14 protein-coding genes are annotated in these 19,020 nt (G+C 66.6%); 3 read left to right on the forward strand and 11 right to left on the reverse strand.

Annotated elements, in window-relative coordinates:
- Positions 1-149: 149 nt before the first annotated feature.
- A complete protein-coding gene (locus ACE026_RS07120; RefSeq protein WP_486038522.1) occupies positions 150-1,109 on the reverse strand; it encodes a cation diffusion facilitator family transporter in 960 nt (319 codons plus the stop codon).
- 282 nt (positions 1,110-1,391) lie between these two features.
- Here ACE026_RS07120 and ACE026_RS07125 point away from each other — a divergent pair, with 282 nt between their 5' ends.
- Positions 1,392-4,271: a hybrid sensor histidine kinase/response regulator gene (locus ACE026_RS07125; RefSeq protein ID WP_486038523.1), complete on the forward strand. Its 2,880-nt coding sequence runs from the start codon at positions 1,392-1,394 to the stop codon at positions 4,269-4,271.
- Positions 4,272-4,286: 15 nt separating this feature from the next.
- Here the strand turns inward: ACE026_RS07125 and ACE026_RS07130 are convergent, their stop codons facing one another.
- From ACE026_RS07130 to ACE026_RS07175, 10 genes are all read right to left on the reverse strand, one after another.
- Positions 4,287-4,667 carry a response regulator gene (locus ACE026_RS07130; protein WP_486038524.1) on the reverse strand — a complete coding sequence of 127 codons (381 nt, stop codon included), beginning with the start codon at positions 4,665-4,667 and terminating at the stop codon, positions 4,287-4,289.
- 144 nt (positions 4,668-4,811) lie between these two features.
- Positions 4,812-7,235: a hybrid sensor histidine kinase/response regulator gene (locus ACE026_RS07135; RefSeq protein WP_486038525.1), complete on the reverse strand. Its 2,424-nt coding sequence runs from the start codon at positions 7,233-7,235 to the stop codon at positions 4,812-4,814.
- Positions 7,228-7,701: a response regulator gene (locus ACE026_RS07140; protein WP_313212661.1), complete on the reverse strand. Its 474-nt coding sequence runs from the start codon at positions 7,699-7,701 to the stop codon at positions 7,228-7,230. Before ACE026_RS07140 ends, ACE026_RS07135 begins: the two co-directional genes overlap by 8 nt.
- Complete coding sequence (locus tag ACE026_RS07145; RefSeq protein ID WP_486038526.1) at positions 7,698-9,935, reverse strand: ATP-binding protein; 2,238 nt, start codon at positions 9,933-9,935, stop codon at positions 7,698-7,700. The genes ACE026_RS07140 and ACE026_RS07145 overlap by 4 nt, the downstream gene beginning before the upstream one ends.
- 176 nt (positions 9,936-10,111) lie before the next feature.
- Complete coding sequence (locus ACE026_RS07150; RefSeq protein ID WP_486038527.1) at positions 10,112-12,676, reverse strand: TonB-dependent receptor plug domain-containing protein; 2,565 nt, start codon at positions 12,674-12,676, stop codon at positions 10,112-10,114.
- A gap of 141 nt (positions 12,677-12,817) precedes the next feature.
- Entirely contained in the window at positions 12,818-13,354 is a 537-nt protein-coding gene (locus ACE026_RS07155) for a TlpA family protein disulfide reductase (protein WP_486038528.1), read from the reverse strand.
- Positions 13,351-14,352 (reverse strand): cytochrome-c peroxidase, encoded by a 1,002-nt coding sequence (locus ACE026_RS07160; RefSeq protein ID WP_486038529.1) that lies wholly within the window; start codon positions 14,350-14,352, stop codon positions 13,351-13,353. Before ACE026_RS07160 ends, ACE026_RS07155 begins: the two co-directional genes overlap by 4 nt.
- Positions 14,353-14,365: 13 nt before the next feature.
- Positions 14,366-14,815 (reverse strand): protein-disulfide reductase DsbD domain-containing protein, encoded by a 450-nt coding sequence (locus ACE026_RS07165; RefSeq protein ID WP_486038530.1) that lies wholly within the window; start codon positions 14,813-14,815, stop codon positions 14,366-14,368.
- A complete protein-coding gene (locus tag ACE026_RS07170) occupies positions 14,812-15,393 on the reverse strand; it encodes a YceI family protein (protein WP_486038531.1) in 582 nt (193 codons plus the stop codon). The genes ACE026_RS07165 and ACE026_RS07170 overlap by 4 nt, the downstream gene beginning before the upstream one ends.
- A gap of 114 nt (positions 15,394-15,507) precedes the next feature.
- Positions 15,508-16,857, reverse strand: coding sequence for a peroxiredoxin family protein (locus tag ACE026_RS07175; protein WP_486038532.1), 1,350 nt, complete (start codon positions 16,855-16,857; stop codon positions 15,508-15,510).
- A gap of 373 nt (positions 16,858-17,230) precedes the next feature.
- Between ACE026_RS07175 and ACE026_RS07180 the strand changes: the two genes are divergently transcribed.
- Positions 17,231-17,839 (forward strand): hypothetical protein, encoded by a 609-nt coding sequence (locus tag ACE026_RS07180; protein WP_486038533.1) that lies wholly within the window; start codon positions 17,231-17,233, stop codon positions 17,837-17,839.
- Positions 17,840-17,955: 116 nt separating this feature from the next.
- On the forward strand, positions 17,956-19,008 hold the full coding sequence (locus tag ACE026_RS07185; RefSeq protein WP_486038534.1) for a hypothetical protein: 1,053 nt from the start codon (positions 17,956-17,958) through the stop codon (positions 19,006-19,008).
- Positions 19,009-19,020 lie beyond the last annotated feature (12 nt).

Consider the following 19,020-nt stretch of genomic DNA (forward strand, 5'->3'; position numbering starts at 1 on the left):
GTCCGCGCCAACGCGGCAGGAAGGCCGGCGGGGAGTGACTCGATCTCAGCGATGGCTTGTGCGAAACGGCGCATGGCAGGTGAGCATCCAACGGCATCCGTGACGGCGTCGTGCGCAGCGCCGCCGATGTTGCACGCGTTGCACAGGCGTCACGTGTCGGAATGGGGTTCCCCCAACGCTGCCCGCCGCGCCTGGAACACCTCCGGCGTCTGTGGCTTCACGAACAGCGCGACCAGCTCGGGGTACTCGGCTTTCACCGCCTTTTCGATACGCGTGATGCACGCCTCGATCTGGGGGGTGGTGCGGTCGTCCTCGAACTCCGCGCTCAGCATCGCGACCACCTGGTCCGGGCCCATCTGCATCGTGGTCACGCCATTGGCGCGGCGCAGGTCCGCATCGTGGGTGGCCACGGCAAGGATGCGTTTGGCCACGCTGGGGTGCGCGGGCTCACCCACCAGCAGGCCCTTGGTTTCGCGGGCCAGCAGGAAGGCGGTGACGGCCAGCACGCCGGCGATGCACAGCGACGCCACGCCATCCAGGATCGGCATGTCCAGCAACTGCGCCGCAAGCAGGCCGACCAGCGCAAAGCCCAGGCCGAGCAGCGCGGCGCTGTCTTCCAGCAGCACGGTGAAGGTGGAGGGATCCTTGCTGCGGCGGAACGCCTCGAAGTAGCCCATCGCCCCCTTGGTGGCCCGGAATTCGCGCAGCGCGATCCACCATGAGGTGCCTTCGAAGACAAAGGAGATGCCCAGCACCACGTAACTGATCAGGTGATTGGTGGCCGGCTCGGGGTGGCGGATGTGCTGGATGCCTTCATAGGCCGATACACCGGCACCGGCGGCGAACACCAGCAGCGCCACGATGAAGCTCCAGAAGTACAGCTCGCGCCCGTAGCCGAAGGGATGGAGCGTATCCGGCTTCTGCTCGGCACGGCGCAGGCCGTACAACAGCAGCAGCTCGTTGATGGTGTCCACCAGCGAGTGCACGCCCTCGCTGAGCATTGCCGAGCTGCCGGAGATGCCGGCGGCGACAAACTTGGCGATGGCGATGGCCAGGTTGCCGGCAAGGGCGGCATAGATGACGAGACGGGAGCCCGTTGGCTTGGCCATGGCAATCGTGGGGTGGGGAGGGTGCGCGCATCATCGCCAACGGCGCGTCCCGGGCGCGTGCACATCGATCCAGGCGCTGGCACTGGCTCCCGGCCTTGACATGGATTTGCCCCGCTTGGCTTACATTGCTTTCCGCCTTCCGGCTGGCCCCGCTGCCTGCCGTTCCCCCAGCTCCTGCAATGCCTTCAGTTCAAGGTTCGGTGCCCCGATGATGTCCATCCTTCCCTGGTCTGCCGCGCAGCTTCGCGGCACGCGCGCCCCGGTGGTTCTGGAGCGGTGCGCATGAGCGCAGTGGCGGGGCGCTTTCCCGGCAGCACCGGGCCGATGGCCGAGCAGGTTCGTGCACTGGATTGGCAGGCGACGCCGGTAGGCCCGATCGAAACCTGGCCGGGCGCGCTGCGCAATGCGCTCAATCTGATCCTGGCCTCGCCCGAAAGCATGTACGTGGTCTGGGGCGATGACCTGACGTTCTTCTTCAACGATGCCTACAGCCCGATTCTGGGGCCCCGCCTGGAGGGCGCGCTGGGCGCGCCGTTGAGGGAGCTGTGGGCCGATGCCTGGGATGCCGTACGCGCGCCGATCGAGAACGCCTTCGCCGGTGAATCCTCCCGCTACGAAAACCTGCCGGTGTCGATGAGTCGCCAGGGCGTGCCTGAAGAGACCTGGTGGACGTTCTCGTTTTCGCCGATCTTCCTCGACGATGGCAGGGTCGGTGGCGCGTTCTGCGTGACCAATGAGGTGACCAGCATCATCGTGGCCCAGCAGCGCCTGGCCAACGAGAACGAGCGGCTCATCGCGCTGTTCGACAAGTCGCCGATGTTCATGGCCTTCCTCAGCGGGCCTGAGCATCGGGTCGAGCTGGCCAATCCGGGTTACCAACGGCTGGTCGGCAATCGCCATGTGCTCGGCAAGTCGATCCGGGAGGCGCTGCCGGAAATCGTCGACCAGGGTTTCATGCCGCTGTTGGACGAGGTGTACCGCACCGGCACGCCGTATATCGGCAGCGAGGTGGTGTACGACGCGCCGTTCCCGTCCGATCCGTCCTCGGCCAGGCGGATGCTGGATATCGTCTTCCAGCCGGTGGCTGGCGAGGATGGCAGCACGGCAGGCGTATTCGTGCAGGGCCTGGACGTCACCTCCCACATCGAGCTGCAGCGCACGATGCGGCAGGTGGAGGCGCGCAATCGCCAGATCATCGACAGCGCCAGCGATTACGCAATCGTCGCCTCGGATCTGCAGGGCAAGGTGACCCTGTGGAATGCCGGGGCCGAGCACATCTTTGGCTGGACCGAGGCGGAGATGCTGGGTCAGAACGTGGAGGTGATCTACACCGCTGACGATATCCAGGCCCAGCGCTTGCGGCACAACCAGGGCGTCTCGATCGCCTCGGGTGGGGTCAGTGGTGAGCGCTGGCTGGCGCGCAGGTCCGGCGAACGCTTCTGGGCCAGCGGGGCGATGACCGTGCTGCGCGATGAAGATGGCGCCGTGCTGGGCTTCGTCAAGGTACTGGGCGACCGCACCCAGGAGCGCCGCGCCAGCGATGCACTGGCCCATAGCGAGCGCCGCCTCGGCGCGCTGGTGAGCGCCTCCTCGCAGTCACTGTATGCGGTCACCGCGGACTGGCGCGAGATGCGTCAGATTCTGGCGACCGGGCCGGTGGCACAGGACGAGAGCCTGCCTGCGGTCACCGACTGGAGAGAACGCTACGTACACCCCGATGATCGTGCCCTGCTCGAGCAGGCCATTGCGCGTGCGATGGCGCAGCGGCTGCCGCTGGAACTGGAGCACCGCAGCCTGCTGGCCGATGGCAGTGTGCGTTGGGTGCAGATGCGTGCGGTGCCCTTGCTGGACAGCGCCGGTGAGATCACCGAGTGGTTCGGCACCGCCTCGGATGTGACCGAGCGGCGGCAGGCCGAAGAGCAGCTGCGCGAATTGACCTTGACCCTGGAAGAGCGCGTGCAGACCCGCAGCGCCGCGCTGCAGGTGGCCGAGGAGCGGCTGCGGCAGAGTCAGAAGATGGAGGCCGTGGGTCAGTTGACCGGTGGCCTGGCGCATGACTTCAACAACCTGCTGACCGCCATCTCGGTAGGGCTGGAGCTGCTGGAGCTGCGGATCGATCAGCGGCGCTATGACGATATCGGCCGCTACCTGGAGATGGCGCAGTCCAGCGCATCGCGTGCCACGGCGCTCACCCAGCGCTTGCTGGCCTTCTCCCGCCGGCAGACGCTCGCGCCCACGCCGGTGGTGGCCGATGCGATGGTGCGCGGCATGCTGGATATCATTTCGCGCACGCTGGGGCCGTCGATCGCGATCTCCACGCAGCTGGCGTCCGATCCCTGGGCGGTACTGGTGGATGTGCCGCAGATGGAAAATGCGCTGTTGAATCTGTGCATCAATGCCCGCGACGCGATGCCCGAGGGTGGCCCGCTGTTGATCAGCGCGGCCAACGTGAGCCTGCGTGGAGACGGTGCCGCGGCGCTGGATACGCCGCCGGGCGATTACGTCCGGCTGGCCGTCAAGGACGCGGGAACCGGCATGGAGGCTGCGGTGATCGAAAAAGTGTTCGAGCCGTTCTTCACCACCAAGCTGATCGGGCAGGGGACCGGCCTGGGGTTGTCGATGATCTATGGCTTCACCCGCCAATCCGGCGGACAGGTGCGGATCGATTCCCAGGTTGGCCACGGCACCACGGTGGAACTCTACCTGCCGCGCTTCATCGGTGAGACCCCTGCGGACGCCGCCGAAGAAACCTCACAGGACCTGCCGGCGCGTTCAGCGCCCAGCGTCGGCACCATTCTGGTGGTGGAAGACGAGGAAGCGATCCGCGCGCTGCTGACCGAGGTGCTTGGCGGCGCGGGTTACCGGGTGTTGCAGGCACCGGAAGGAGGCCAGGCCATCGACCTGCTGCGCTCCGAGGAGACGATCGACCTGTTGATCACCGATGTGGGTCTGACCGGTGGGCTCAATGGCCGTCAGGTCGCTGACGCCGGCCGCCAGGTGCGTCCCGCGTTGCCGGTGTTGTTCATCACCGGCTACGCGGCGTCGGCAGCGGTGGGCGCGGGCCAGCTGGAGGACGGCATGGAAGTGCTGACCAAGCCCTTTACGACCGCCGAACTGGAGCGACGCGCCCGCGCGCTGTTGGCGATCAGGAACCCGTCGTGACCAGGTCTGCGGCGGTCAGAGCAGGGACCTGACCGAAGTCACCAGTTGCTTGAGCGTGAATGGCTTGCGCAGCAGTTTGATGTCCTCGCCGCGGAAGTCGGGCCGGGCCCCGGCGGGGCCCGCGTAGCCGGTCACCAGCAGGATCGGCATGGCCGGGTGCAGGGTCGTGGCGATCGTGGCCAGATCGCGGCCGTCCATGCCGGGCAGGCCGACATCGGAAACCAGCAGATCGAACGGGCCGTCGTGCCTGAGGCAACCCAGCGCGGCCTCGGCATCGCCGACGTCGAGGACATCGAAGCCATCGTCGTTGAGGATGTCCTTGGTCATCTCCCGGATGGGCGCATCGTCTTCGACGAGAAGCACGCGGCATCGCGGGTGGGTTCGTGCAGCAGTCATTGCGGGCGGAGATCCTCGTGGCGTGCAGCCACCTGTGCGGATCTCCACCTTAGCGCCCGTGCGTGTTAGCCGGCCGTGCATCGCGTGCCAGCCCCATGTCATGACCGGCGGCGGGTGCCCGTCACGGCACCGCCTGGCATGGCCTCAGTTCAAGGCGCTGCCGCTCTGGGTGGGGCTTTCATCCAACAGGGCCGTGCGGATGGAGCGCGCCAGATCGCTGCGGGTGAAGGGCTTGGCCAACAGGGCGATGGTGCGGCCAACGGTGCCGCTTGCGTCGATATCGCGCGGATAGCCGGAGGTGAACAGCACCCGCAGGCCGGGCTTGCGGGCCAGTGCCTGCTTGGCCAGGGCCCAGCCGGACATGCCCGGCATCACGATGTCGGAGAACAGCAGGTCCACGCTGACGTCGGTGCGATCCAGCAACCGCAGCGCCGAGGGGCCGTCATGCGCTTCGAGCACGCGATAGCCCAGCTGTCGCAGGGTATCCACGGTGTAGGCGCGCACATCGTCGTTGTCCTCGGCGACCAGTACGGTCGTTTCCGCCTCGACCTCGAAGGCGTCCAGCGCCTGTGCATCGGCAGGGCGCACGCTCGGCAGGGTGGAGGCCGAGCGCGGGAACAGCAGGGTGATCGTGGTGCCGCTGCCCTCGGTGGAATCGAGCAGAACGTGCCCGCCGGACTGCTTGGCGAAGCCATACACCATCGACAGGCCCAACCCGGTGCCACGGCCAACCTCCTTGGTGGTGAAGAACGGCTCGAACACCCGCGCCATGACCTCCGGCGGCATGCCCTGGCCGCTGTCGCGGACGCGCACCATGGCGTACTGGCCGGGCGGGACATCCGGGTGCTGCGCCGCGTAATCCTTGTCCAGGTGGATGTTGTCCATCTCGATGGTCAGGCGGCCGCCCTCGGGCATGGCATCGCGTGCATTCACCGCCAGGTTGAGGATCGAGGCTTCCAGCTGGCTCGGATCGATCTCCACGCACCAGATATCCGGGCTGTGCACCATGTCGATCTGCACCAGCTCGCCCAGCGAACGTTTGAGCATGTCCTGCATGCCGCGCATTTCTTCGTTCAGATCCACCGGCATGTTCTTCAGCGGCTGCCGGCGCGAGAAGGCGAGCAGGCGCTGGGTGACGTTGGCCGCACGCATGACGCCCTTCATCGCGTTGTCCAGCGCACGTGAGGAATTGCCTGCCGTGTCGCCGAGCCGGTCGGTCAGCATCTTGGCGTACTCGATGTTGCCGGCGATGACGGTCAGGATGTTGTTGAAATCATGCGCGATGCCACCGGTCAGCTGGCCCACCGCCTCGATTTTCTGGCTGTGCCGCAGCGCTTCTTCAGCCTGCCGCCGTGCGGTGGTTTCCACGGCCTCGGAGACGACGGCGGTGATCCGTGCCTGATGATCGAACAGGGGGCGGAAGGAGAAATCGAACGTGCGCTTGCCGGTCGGCAGGCGCAGTTCCAGTTCGTGGCGCGACGCCGTGCCCGCCGCAGCCTCCAGGATGGCGGTGCAGACCACGCCGGGAACGCCGGGCGTGTCGGCGAACCACGCCGATTCGCAGTACAGGTTGCCGCGCACGTCCTGCTTGTCGGCCAGGATGGCGGCCAGTGAGGCCGAATTGGTGTCGATGATGTGGCCATCCAGGGTCAGCAGATTCTGGTGCTGGAAGCTGGATTCGAACAGCGCCTGCAGCCGGCTTTCGCTCCGGTGCAATGCCGAGGTCCGCTGATCCACCTGACGCTCCAGGGACTCGTTGCTGGCCTTCAACAACGACTGCGCCTGTTTGAGGTCGCTGATATCGCGCGCCATGGCGTAATAGCCCAGCACCGACCCATCCGGTGCCAGCTCGGGTACGCAGTCCACCTGGGCATGGCGGGCGGCACCGTTGCTGCGCAGGGAGAGCATGTCGAAGCTGACTCTCTCCCCCAGCAGCACCCGGTCCAGATGCTGCTGGATGCTGTTGAACGTGTCCTCGCCGACGACCTCGCGGGTGTGCCGGCCGATCAGGCTGTCGGGCGTGCGGCCGTGCCACTCGACATAGGCGTTGTTGGCGAAACGGTAGCGGTGATCATGGCCGAAGTAGGCGATCAGCGCGGGCAGCGAATCGGTGATCAGCTTCAGCCGCTGGTGGCTGTCGTGCAGTTCAGCCTCGATACGCAGCAACCGGCGGCGCTCCTGGGCTTCATGGATGGCCCGGACAACGGCATCGGGCAGGCGCTGCAGGCGCGACTTGACCACATAGTCGCGCGCGCCGCGCTTGAGCGCCTGCACGGCGAGCTCTTCGGTGAGCGTGCCGGAAACGAAGATGAAGGGAATCTGGGGGGCGATCTCGCTGGCCAGGGCGAGGGCGGCGTCGCCATCGAAGCCTGGCAGCACGTGGTCGGCCAGGATCACATCGAAGGAGAGGGTGGTCAGGGCATCGAGCATGCCCTGGTGCGACCAGGTGCGTTCGGCCTTGAAAGGGATTCCGGCGCGGCGCAGCTGCGCGGTGATCAGCTCTGCATCCAGTGCACTGTCTTCGACCATCAGGATCCTGATGGTCTTGGTTGTGGCGGCCTCAGCCATCGTTTCTACTCTTCCCGCCGAACAATGTGCCGTGGGGTGGCGGCTGGTTGGTGATGCCCCAGAACATGCCCAAGCCCTGGATCGCCTCGAGGAACTCCTTGAAGTCCACCGGCTTGACCACGAAGGCGTTGACGCCCAGCTCGTAGCTGCGGATCAGGTCCTGCTCCTCGCGCGAGGAGGTCAGCATCACCACCGGGGTGCTGCTCAGGGCGCGGTCGCTGCGGATTTCCTTGAGGACTTCCAGGCCATTGAGCTTGGGCAGTTTCAAATCCAGCAGCACCACCACCGGGCCGCCATGCATGGCGCCCTCATAGGGACCCTGGCAGCGGAGATACTCCAGCGCTTCCACGCCGTCGCGCACATGGGTCACGTCGTTGAGCAGTTGGCAGCGCGCAAGCGCCGCCATGGTCAGCTCAGCGTCTTTCGGGTTGTCTTCTACGAGCAGGATCGGCCGCAGATCTCTCATAGGTGGTCTCCAGTAACAAAGGGGATGGTGAAATAGAAGGTGGCGCCGGCGCCTACCTGGCCTTCGGCCCAGGTGCGGCCGCCATGGCGGGTGATGATGCGGTGCACGTTGGCCAGGCCGATGCCGGTGCCTTCGTACTCATCGACGTGATGCAGCCGTTGGAACACGCCGAACAGCTTGTCCACATAGCGCATGTCGAAACCGCAGCCATTGTCTTTCACGAAGAAGATGTCTTCCGTGTCATTGCGCTGGTGACCCACCTCGATGCGTGGCTCGGGCGTGTCGCGGGTGAACTTGATCGCATTGGACAGCAGGTTCTGCCAGACCAGCCGCAGCATGCCGGGGTCGGCCAGTACCCTGGGCAGCGTCCTGATCTCCCAGCCGATGGCACGGCCGGTGTACTCCATGTCGAGCTTGTGGCGCACGTCATCTACCAGGGCGGTCATGTCCATCGCGATCTGGCCCATCGTCGAGCGGCCCATCTGCGAGAAGCTGAGCAGATCATCCACCAGCGTCCCTGCCGATTTTGCCGACTCCACGATGGTCTCGAGGAATCTCTTTTCTGAATCGTTCAATCGCTCGCCGGCCGAAGACCACAGCAGTTCGGAGTAGCCCACGATGTGGCGGAACGGTGCGCGCAGGTCATGGCTGACCGAATAGGAGAACGCTTCGAGCTCCTTGTTGCTGCGGAGCAACTGTTCATTCAACGCCGCCATCTCCTCGGCCTTGCGCAGCACGATGTCCACGATCGCGGTGCGCAGTTCCAGCGCGGCATCACGGTCCACCTCGTTCCAGGGCAGCGACTGCTCGCGCACGGTCTGCTTCCAGCCTTCGAAGGAGGTGCGTGGCGACAGTGGCTGATCGCTCTCTTCTTTGCGCGGGTCACCGCCCCAGCGGACGGTGCGGACCACCTCCGGCCGGAACCAGATCACGAAGCTGTCGTGGATCTGCGAGATGGAGATGGCCAGCACGCCACTGGCGACGCCGGCGAAGGCTTCGGCGTGCTTCCATTGCTGAGGGAGCGTATCGGTGCAGAAGATGTCGCCATCGATAGGCTGGGCGGTCAACCACTGGACCAGCTGCATCACCTGGTGCTGGCTCGGGCAGTCGCCGTGCAGGATGCATTCGCCACGGTGCACGATCGCCGCGCCGGCCGATTGGGTCAGCGCGAGCAGGCTGCGTTGATCGCGGCCGAGCGCGGCCATGAAGTCGGTATCGCCGGCCATCCGGCCGAGCAGCCGCACCTGGATGGCGCGGCGTGCAATGCGTTCTTCGACCAGCACCGCGCGCTGCTTCAGTGAGATCTGCAGCGACAGGATCTGGCCAATGAACTCGCAGGCCGTGCGCACGTGGTACGGCACCCGGCGCGCGAGCTGGTTGTGGCAGGAGATCAGGCCCCACAGTTCGTCCTCGCACAGCACCGAGACCGACATCGATGCACCGGTGCCCATGTTGCGCATGTACTGCAGGTGCACCGGGGAGACGCTGCGCAGCATGGCCGGGCCGAGGTCGGTGGGCGGCGCCTCGGCGATCGCGGCCACGCGCACCAGCGGCACCGGGGTGTAGTGGCTGTCAGCGATCAGCCGGATCCGGTTCTGCCGGTACAGCTCACGCGCCTGGGCGGGGATATCCGATTCCGGGAAGCGCAGATCCAGGTAGGAGGGCAACACGCTGTTGCGGTCCTCGGCCACGACCGCGCCGTTCCACTCCGGATCGAACTGGTAAATCATCGTGCGGTCGAAGCCGGTCAACTCGCGGATATGCACTGCGGCGATCTCACACAGGGCCTGTGTGGTGGGCGCCCGCTCGATCGCGGCCATGAAGCGGCGGATCGAGGGATAGAGGTCTTCCAGCGAGCCCGGCTCGCCCGGCACCGGGGCTTCCAGCTCGATGATGACGTCATCCCCGATGCGGTGCGCCACCGTAGGGTGGTGGCCGGCCGTGCCGACCGGATGCGCGCCGAGGAAGTGCGAGGCACCTTGCTCCAGCGCTACCAGCAGCGGCCTGCAGTGGGCCAGCGTACCGCCGAGCACTGCCTCGAGGGGCTGGCCCAGCGGATCGCCCAGCACCTCGATGAGGTCCGGTCGCGCGACGGCGCGGGCCTTGACGGTCAAGGTGAAGTGATCGAGGACCAGGATCAATCCGTAGGGCTGGATCGCGCCAGGGGTGCGGATCGGCTCACGCGCGCAGCTGGACAGATCCAAGGCGCTTGCGCCGGAATTCCTCGAGGACATGCATTGACTCCTGCTCGTTGCCAGTGGTGACCACCGCGCGAATGGCACGGCGTCGCCTGGTCGTCAGGAGCTCACACCGTCCACTGCGACGCGGTGTGCCACAGTTCCCTCATTTTTGCATAGGCGATCATCCTGATCTGTGAGGATGCGACGGGGTTCCTTGCGTTGCTGGAACGCTAGTCCCAACGGTAACGCACCGTCGCCGACCACAGCCCGCCCGAGCCATCGACCGGGCCGCCATTGGCGTAGCGGTAATATTCGTTCGCGGCGAGCAGCGGCTCAGGGACGTTCGTGACCTTGCGGTCGAAGACGTTGTTGGCGTTCAACGCCACGTCCCAGCCACCGGGCAGGGTGGCGCCCAGCTGCAGATCGGTGATCCACAGGCCGCCGATGTCATACGCGATCTCGGCCTGGCCGGCATACGGCCCGCTGCTGGCCACCGTGGTGGGGGAGCCATAGCGCTGGATATCGCCATAACGGCTCTGACGCAGGCCGACCCGGTAACGGCCGAGCGACCAGTCCAGGCCCAGCACCTGGCGGGACTTCGGTGCCTTGTACAGCAGTTCGTTCTGCGAGCCGGTGCTGAAGACCGGCACATTGAAGGCGGCCAGCACCGCGGGCGTGGGGGCCAGGCCGGTGATCTTCGCGCGGGTATGGCTGCTGGCCAGGGTCCAGCGCAGGGCACCGGCGCGGCCAAGATCCCAGCGGCCTTCCAGTGTCGCCTCCACGCCTTCGGTGCGGGTGTCGGCGGCATTGATGAAGTAGCGCACACCGTCCTGGGCACCGAGCCCGACCGAGGTGACCAGCGCACCGGAGCCGGGATACAGGCCTTCGCGGAACGTGGTGGACAGGGCAATGCGATCGTCCACATCGATGCGGTAGGCATCCACGGTCAGCGACGCGCCCTGCCACGGCTCGGCCACGATCCCCAGGCTGAGGCTGCGCGAGGTTTCCGGGCGCAGTGGCTGCGCGCCCAGGGCAATGGCCTGCGGCGAGCCGGCCTGCAGGATGTGGTCGGTGTAGAAATTGCCATTGGAGGTGTTGCGGTAGGCCTGCGCGGCCAAAGAGGGGGCCTGGAAGCCGTTGCTGATCGTGCCGCGCAGGGCAAGCCGGGGGTGCAAAGCAAAGCGGGTCGAAAGCCGGCCGGTAGTCTCGCTGCCGAAATCCGAATAGCGCTCATGGCGGCCAGCCAGATCGACGCGCCAGCGCGAGCCCAGATCGGCGGCGACCCCGACGTAGACTGCGCCGCTGTTGCGACTGACGTCCACCGCGTCCTCTGGGCGATAGCCCGGCAGTGCCTGCGATCCACCCAGGCCGATGCCCAACACCGTGCCCGCATACGGACCATCCAGCACCCGCTGCCCGCCATGAGTGTAGGACTGCACGTCGCCGGCGCCGATCCGGTAGCGCTCGTCGCGGTACTCCGCACCCGCGCTGAGCTCCAGTGGCGCGGCCAGCCACGCGGTCTGCAACTGGCGGCGCACATCCAGATTGTGGGTCCAGGCGCTGTAGCGCAGGTCGCCGATATAGAAATCGGTCTGGCTGTCCAGCCCGTAAGTGGGGTTGATGCTGTTGTGCAGGTTGATGTCCATCGCATCGCGCCCGTAGCCGCTGCTGAGGTCCCAATCCCACTCGCCGAACTGGCCGCGCACGCCCAGCGTCAGCGCGCCATCGTTCTCGTCGATGTGCTCGGTGGGTGCAAAGCCGTCCGGATCGATGGCCCGCACTACTTCGTTGCGCAGCGGCTGGCGGAAGTTCTGCGGTGCCCACGCATCGCGCTGGGCGAGCGTCAGCAGCCCGTAGGCCTCTACCGTCGCCGCCAGGGGCAGGCTGGCATTGGCGGTGGCGGTCTTGGTGCGGAACGCGCGGATGCCACGGTTGCGCCAGGCATTGTTGTCACGGGTAGCTTCGCGCGGATCGGGCGTGGCACCGGCGGGCAGGGTCGGGTTGCTGGCCTGGTTGCCCCCCGGGCGGATCGCATTGCCGGCGGCGTCCCTGGGGAAATAATACAGGAAGGTGTCGCGGGCGGGGCTGGTGTAGTTGGTGGCGTGCTGGTCGTCCAGCTGGGCGGCCAGGTGCAGATAGCCGCCGTCGCCGATGCCGAAGCCGGCATCGGCCTGCACCACGCGCGAGCGGCCATCGCCGGCAAAGTAGGTGCCATCGCGGTAGGAGACGTTGCCGCCACGCGCCGCCTTGTTGGTGACGATATTGATCACCCCGGCGATGGCGTCCGAGCCATAGATCGCCGAGGCGCCATCGCGCAGCACCTCGATGCGCTCGATCGCACCGGTGGGGATCAGGGCGAGATCGGCCGGTGCGGCGCCGCCGAAACCACCGGCGCCCAGCAGTGCGGTGGCGTGACGGCGTTTGCCATCCACCAGCACCAGCACGTGGCTGGAGTTGAGGCCGCGCAGCTGTCCGGCGCGCACCATGCTGTTCAGATCGCCGGTTTCCAGCGGCAGGTTGAAGCTGGGCACGGTGGTGTTGAGCACATCCAGCAGGCTGGTCGCGTTGGCCGCGCGGATGTCTTCGGCCGACAGCACATCGATCGGTGCCGCGCTTTCGCGCACGGTGCGGCCTTGGGCGCGGGTGCCGGTCACGGTGACCGTATCGAGCGTGGCGGTGCTGGTGGCGGTGATGGCACTGGCATTCGTCTCCGGCGCTGCGCGGGCGGCAAGGGGCAGGGAGAGCGCGGAAACGATGGCGAGGGCCAACGGCAGGCGATGGTGCGTGGACAGCATGGAAGATCCCCAGGGAGAAGAAAGGCCGATGCGCAGGGGCATGCGGCGGGCAGGCAACGGCGGTGGCGCCAGATCAGGCGCGGTGAGGCAGCGCACCCGGACAACAGCGTTCGGCCGCGGCGGCGATGCGCCGGGCGTGGATCACGGCGCCCCCCTCGCGGCAGCGGCCCAGCGCTCGAGATCGGCCGGATGCAGCGGTCCGTTGTGGACCTGCAGGACCGTGCCATGCGCATCGATCAACACCGAGAAGGGCAGCGTGCCGATGCGGTTGCCGAACGTGGCGGCGGTACCGGGTGGGCCGTCGCTCTCCACCAGTTGCGGATAGGTGAGCTGAAGCTGGTCGCGCAGGGCGTTGGCAGCCTCGATGTCGTCCAGTGCGATGCCGACCACCTGCACGCCGTTCGGCAGCGCTGCCTGCGCCTGCGAGAAATGCTGCAGGTCCGGCAGCTCCTTCAGGCAAGGCCCACACCAGCTGGCCCAGTAGTTGAGCAGCACCGGGCGGCCGCGCCATTGCGCCAGCGCCGCCGGGGCGCCGTCCAGATCGGTCCAGTGCAGGGCGGCTGCCGCCTGGCCGGCAGATGCGAGGGGTGTTGGCGGGGCTGCGCGCGATGCCAGGGGCAGCGCGAGCATCAGTACGGTGGCCAGCAGCGCCGGCAGATGCGAAGCAGGAGAGGTCATGGAGGGGAGGCCGTCGAAGACGTCGCACGCGACGCGAAGCGGTCATCGGTCAGGGTGTGCAGGAACTGTTCGATATCGTCGATCTCCGCTTCGGTCAGGTGCAGCGGATCGCGCAGCTGTGCATCGCGGCCGATCGAATCGGGGATCACCTTGCCGGGGTCGTCGTAGTAGACGATCACCTCGCGCAGGGTCTTGAACATGCCGTTGTGCATGTACGGCGCGGTCAGTGCGACGTTGCGCAGGCCGGGTACCTTGAACTCGCCCTTCTGCGTGGGATCGCCGGTGATGCCGCCGCGGCCCTCGTCATTGAACTCGCGGCCGTTGTAGATGCCGATGTTCTTGAAGCGGTCCGAGGTGAAATCCTCGCCGGCGTGGCAGCTCACGCACTGGGCCTTGGTGATGAACAGCAGGCGGCCGCGCTTGGCAGCGTCGCTGATCGCGTCTTCCTGGCCGAGCGCATAGCGGTCGTAGGGGCTGTCCACGGTGTTGAGCGTCTTCTGGTAAGCGCCCAGCGCCCGCCCCAGTGTGCGAGGGCTGGGCGGCGCGTTGTAAGTGGCCTGGAAGCGGGCCACCCAGGCCGGGTCTGCAAGCAGCCGGGCGACTGCCTGATCCACCGGCAGATCCATTTCCAGCGGGTTGGCGATCGGCGCCAGGGCCTGCTCTTCCAGGGTTTCGCTGCGGCCGTCCCAGAAGAAGCGGGTGCGCCCGGCACTGTTCATCACGCTGGGGGTGTTGCGGGTGCCCACACGGCCCTCCACGCCCAGGCTGAGCGCACGGTCATCGGCGAACGCGCGGGCAGGCTGGTGGCAGCTGGCACACGACACGGTGCGGTCGCGCGACAGGATGGGATCGAAGAACAACTGGCGGCCCAGCTGGGCGCGTGGGTTGTCGGAGAGATCGCCGTCGTAGGTCGGGGCATCGGCGGAGAACACCGGCGCCAGTACCGCAACGCCGATCAGCGCGGCCAGCAGGGCAAGGGAGCGGACAGGGCGGGGCATGGCGGTGCCGCGCTCAACGCGCGGCGATCTCCTGCTGGACCAGCTCGCACAGCCCACTCTCTTCGAAGCACACCTGGGCACGCAGGGTACCGTTCACCGGCCTGTTGCCGGCGGCGACCGGCAGGCGCAGCTGACCGCGTTCGCTGAAGTAGGTATAGCGATACTCGCCGGCGAAACTGCGGCCGTGCCCTTCGCGCGGCGCGACCGAGTGCAGTGGTCCTCGCGCCTGTTCGCCACCGGCCAGGGTCACCCGCGCCGCCCGCGGGCCGATCTGCGGTTGCTCGAAATCCGAGGCATACAGAATCCAACCGGGTTCGATGCGGGCGTCGATCACCAGCTCACGGGTGCCGTCGGGGCGCGCTTCCACGCGCGGATCGAGTGCGACCTTCGGGGTATCGGTGGCGGCCGCGCCGAACGGGATGAGCAGCAGCGCGGCGACCCATGGGGCAAGGCTGGGACTCACTCCTTCGCCCCCTGGCCCTCGGTGGTGATGCGCAGCTGCACCTCGTCGGCGATGTTGGGCAGGAATCCGGTCAGGCCGAACTCGCTGCGGCGGATGACGGCCGTGGCGTTGAAGCCGATCGTGGGCACCTTGCGGCTCGGGTGTTCGCCCACTTTGTTGAGCGTGGCCTCGAGCACGACCGGGCGAGTCACCCCATGCAGCGTCAGATCACCGGTGATTTTCAGGCGGCCGGTGCCTTGCGACACCACCGAGGTACTGCGGAAGCTGGCCTGCGGGTGCTTGGCGACATCGAACAGCTTGTCGCCCTTGACGATCTCGTCCAGTTTCGGAACGTGGGTGGCCAGCTCGGCCAGCGGCAGCTCCACCTGCACCTGCGAGGCAGCGGGCTTGGCCGCATCGTAGATGAGCGTGCCGCTGTTGATCGCCGCGCGTCCGGTGGGGAAGGAGAAGCCGTTGTGGTTCCAGGTGAACAGCACATCGGTGTGGGTGGGGTCGAGCTGATAGGTCACCGGTGCGGCGGTCGCCACGGCGGGCACGGCGGCCGCGGTGAACAGGGCCAACAGGAGGGCAGTACGCATGTGAGGTTCTCTGGGCAGTGGCGCGCAGTCGCCCGCGGCATCACGAAGAGGCCGGGCGGGGCAGGCAGCGCAGGTGGGGGAGCAGCGGCCAGACACGCTGGCCGCTGCAGCGGGTTACGGGGCGACCGCCAGTGATGCGGTTGTCGCCGGGGCGGCGGGAGCAGCGGCGCTGGCCGCGTACGGATCCGGTTCGGCGATCAGCCCATCAAGCAGGCTGTTGAAACGGGTCACGTAGTCCTGGTGATACTCACCGGTGACCGTACCGGTGTAGCCGGTATAGATCTCGCGGACCTTGCCGTCGCGGCCGATGATGATCGTGGTCGGGAAGGCGGCCATGTAATTGAGCCCCTTCAGTTTCTCGGTAGCGACTTTCTTGTCGGCGATACCGCCGAACACGATGTCGTAGCGGATGTCGAAGTAATCCTTGAAGGTGGTCAGGGTCTTCTGGAAATAGTCGAAGTTGTCTTCCTGCTCGAAGGCAACGGCCACCGCTTCCACCCCACGGTGCTGGTTCTGCTTGAACCACGGCGCCAGGAAGTAGGTCTGGTCGGTGCAGTTGGGGCACCAGGTGCCGATCACTTCAACGATCACCACCTTGCCGCGGTACTTGTCGTCCTGCAGCGAGACCTGCTTGCCCTGCAGATCAGGGAAACTGAAATCAATGCGGTCCTGGCCATCCTTGAGGAAGGTGAGCTTGTACGGATCGGGCAGCTCCACCTTGTCGCTCTTCTCAGCCTCGAACTTGACCACGTTGTAAATGCCGCTGCCGAACGCGCCCTGAATGTTGCCGTCCTCATCGATCGTGCCGCGGATCAGCAACGGGCTCGGCCCGCTGAAGCCGGACAGATAGAAGCGGTTGCCCTGTACGGTGCCTTCCAGCTCGCGGGTGTCGCCAACGACGGTCATGAATACGCCGGAGAGGCGGTTTCCTTCCTGCTTGAGCAGGGCCACCTGGTTGCGCTTGTCCTGGCGGGCCGCCTTGTCGATGGTCTGCACAGCCCACTTGCCGCTGAGATCCGCCGCCGGCGCTTCGTCCTGGCCTGGCTTGACGAAGCGCCACGCCGCGCCCTGTTCGGCGGTGAAGGCAAGGTTGCGCGCCCCGTTGCGGCTGGGCACCAGGTCCTTGTACTGGCCAACGAGGTGTTTGCCATCCTCGGAGACCTTGCCTTCCAGGACGGCATCGTAGGTGTTCATCCGCACCGAGAAGATGCCGTCTTCGCGCGGGGTGACCTTGAATCTGTCCGTGCGCGTGCCGTTGAGCAGGGTGAAGGTCGCGTCCTGCGCGCGCTTGCCCTTTACTTCGAAATTGAAGGGGATGGGATCGCCATCGATGGTGAATTCGCCGCGCCAGACGCCTTCGGCAGGAAACGGCGCTTTGGCGGCGGCGACGGCAGGCAGGGCGAAAGCCAGGCTTGAAGCGAACAACAGGGTCGCGACGATGCGACCGGATAATGCCAGTGTCATGAGAGTGCTTCCAGATAGTCCCCTTGGTCGCGCCAAGTCGCCGGCGATGCAGCCCCCGTTCCACTGCATCCGCTGAAAGGCCATCCCTGGCCGGTCACGTGCCATCCCTGGCGTGACTGGATTATTGCCACGTGAATGTCGTAAAAGTTCATCGCTGCTTGGAACGCATATTCATCAGCATATTCAGCGGCGCGACGATGGCAGGCTGATAACCGTTTTGATATCAGCACGCGCCCGTGCTGCCGGGTGCCCATTTGCCCCCGGCCTGCTACATCGAAGACCATGACAACCTGAAGCGCCCACTGGCCGGGCGCATTGCCGCAGGCGGGCCGAGCAGCACCGTCGCCGCGTGCCGATAGAGGAGCAAGCCATCGTGAAGCCCAGGGAAGGTATCCAGGTGTCGGTCTACACCCGTTGGCACCAGTTGGCGGTGCCGCTGGCATTCGTACTTGCTGCCGGCAGTTTCATGTTCATCGTGCTCAATCGTGGGCCGGTAGGCGTCGCGATCGTGGTCGCCATGGCGTGTCTGGTGATTCCGCCGTTGCTGGCCTTCCAGGGATTCCCTACCCGCAACGAGGTCATGATCATGCCCGACGGCCTGATGTTCTCGCGCCGCGACGCGGTGCCATTCGATGCGCTCTCCAGCTGGGGCACCGATGATTATCTGAAGCTGGTGCGTCCCGGCCGGGCGACGCTGATGGTCAGCGCTGCCGATCTGCAGAGCCGGGAGCGCTTGCTGCGCGAGTTCCAGCAGGCATTGGATGCCTGGCAGCGGAAACAGCCGGCACTGAGTAAGCCGATCCCCCGCACGCACTTCTACGGCTCCGCGCGTGCCGCTGCCATTGGTGCGGTGATCATGGCGCTGGGAGCGGTGTGCATTGTCATGGCGCTGCGCTTGCGTGAGCCGTCCATCGAGCTGGCGATCGTTGGCGCGCTCGGTGGGCTGTTCGGGATGTTCATGCTGCTCGGCCGACGGGTCTGAGCCGGGCAACGCGTCCACACGGTCTTGTTTTCAGCGTCTCGCGTATTTCACGAGCTCAAGCGCAGCCTGCCGATGCGAGCTGCATCCGCAGCGCATGAAAAGGAGTGCCATACGCTATGAATACCCGAGGCGATTACGCCCACCCCGAACCCGTGGCTGCGGCGACCGTCGCCGTGGTCACCCCACCGCCCGTGGTGGACCTGCCGCGCGATAGCGCGGTGTCATGGGGCGCGATTCTGGCCGGTGCCATTGCCGCCGCTGCGCTGTCACTGATTCTGGTGATTCTCGGCGTGGGCCTGGGCCTGTCGTCAGTGTCGCCGTGGTCGTTTGAAGGCGTGACGGCTGAAACGTTTGGCTGGTCCAGCATCGCGTGGCTGACCTTTACGGCCATCGCCGCGTCCGGTCTGGGTGGCTATCTGGCCGGCCGCCTGCGCACGAAGTGGAGCAACATCCACGGGGATGAGACTTACTTCCGCGACACCGCGCATGGGTTCGTCTCCTGGGCGGTGGCCACGCTGCTCACTGCCGCACTGCTGACCTCGGCCATCGGCGGCATCCTCGGCGCCGGTGCCAAGGTTGCCGGCGCCACTGCCGGTGCCGCCGCCTCTACGGCAGGCGGTATCGCTGCCGCCGGTGCAGGCTCGGCGGCGATGGGCAGCGACCAGGGTGACGTGCAGTACTGGGTGGATTCACTCTTCCGTGCGAACCCGACCGCTGCGCAGCCCGCGCCGCCGGCCGGTCCGGCCGGTCCAGGTGATGCGCCCGCACTCGCCCCGGCACCGGTCGCCAACGGTGCACCGCCGCCGCCGCGCCCGATGCCGGGTGCCGACCGTCGTCCGGACAGCCGTGAGGTGCGTACCGAGGTCAATCGCATCATCCTCAACAGCCTGAAGTCGGACACCATGGACCCGGCCGACACCCAGTATCTGGGGCAGCTGGTGGCGGCGCAGACCGGCATGAGCCAGGCCGAAGCGCAGGCCCGCGTGACCGATGTGCAGACCCGCCTGCGTGCGGCGCTGGACAACGCCAAGGAGCAGGCCAAGCAGGCGGCTGACGATGCCCGCAAGGCAACCGCCTACGCCGCGTTGTGGCTGTTCATCACGCTGCTCATCGGTGCGTTCATCGCCAGCCTGAGTGCCACCTGGGGCGGCCGTCGCCGCGACCTGTGATCCTGACCACCT

The organism is Stenotrophomonas sp. AGC87 (assembly GCF_057333975.1).